Source organism: Microbacterium umsixpiens, assembly GCF_053543675.1.
In genome coordinates, this window is sequence record NZ_JBLVOH010000227.1 from 29,068 (window position 1) to 30,232 (window position 1,165).

Sequence of the window (1,165 nt, forward strand, 5' to 3'; positions counted from 1 at the left end):
ATGGATCGCACCGCACCGCCGAACACGTACAGGTCGCGGAAGGCCGACGGCGACAGCTCGCCGGGGATGCGCAGGTTGTTCGTGGCGATCGTCAGATCGTGATGATTGCGCAGCGCGCGGGCGACGGCGAGCGTCGTCGTCCCGGCATTGAGCATCACGACGGAGCCGTCTTCGACGAGGCCCGCGGCGATGCGCGCGATGCGCTCCTTCTCCTCCGTCTGCATGCGCAGGCGCACGTCGAGGGCGCGGTCCTTGAGCTGTCCGCTGGCCGCGCTGACCGCACCGCCGTGTGTGCGGATCAGCACGCCCTCTCGATCGAGTTGGTCGAGGTCTCGACGGATCGTGTCGATCGAGACGGAGAAGTGCTCGGCCAGATCGCTCACCGTCACCTGTCCCGTCTGTTCGACGTAGGTGGCGAGGTCGGCCTTCCGACCTGCCGGAAGGCGGCGTCGCTGTCCGGTCGCTGAAGCATCCATGCACCCATATCTAGCACAGGAGCGGCACGAACGCGGCATAGTCGTGCAGAAAACCGCAGATGGGTGATTCGGGTGCTGCTCGCAGATGCGTGGGGAAAATCAGCGCCACAACGCGATGCGGGCGAAAGAACAGGGTTGACGAATCGGCAGGCAACGGCATAACATGGCTCAAAACCGCATGAACAAGCATTGAAGCGCGTGATGCGGCACGATCTCAACGAGGAGAAGTGATGAGCACAGTCGGAAGAGGGCAGCGACGAACCCGAATCATCGTCGGCGCCGGAACCGCGGCGGTTACCCTTCTGGCCCTGGCGGGTTGCACGCCCGGCACGGATGGCGACAGCGGCGGTGACGGGAATGTCACCATCGAATTCGCGCAGTGGTGGGAGCCGGAACTGCCCGACGGCGAGTTCCGCGCACTCATCGACCAGTTCGAGGAGGCGAATCCCGACATCACGGTCGAGCTGGTCAGCGGGCCGTACGCGTCCACCAAGGAGCAGCTCTTCGCCGGTGCGGCTTCCGGCACCATGCCCGACGTGGTCGGCCTCGACGGCGCGTGGGTGAACGACTTCGCCTCTCAGGGCGTCATCGCCGACCTGAGCGCGCTCATGGAGGAGTACGACTACGACGACAGCGAGCTGGCCAGCCAGATCCAGGTCGACGGCAGCACCTACATGATCCCGGTCGTG

The 1,165-nt window shown here is 65.2% G+C and carries 2 protein-coding genes; one reads left to right on the forward strand and one right to left on the reverse strand.

Features of this window, described 5'->3' with window-relative positions; translation table 11 throughout:
* Nucleotides 1–476: DeoR/GlpR family DNA-binding transcription regulator (locus ACNPM4_RS19175; protein WP_448986803.1), on the reverse strand; the 476-nt coding region annotated here is incomplete at its 3' end.
* 230 nt (nucleotides 477–706) lie between these two features.
* Between ACNPM4_RS19175 and ACNPM4_RS19180 the strand changes: the two genes are divergently transcribed.
* Nucleotides 707–1,165: ABC transporter substrate-binding protein (locus ACNPM4_RS19180; RefSeq protein WP_448986805.1), on the forward strand; the 459-nt coding region annotated here is incomplete at its 3' end.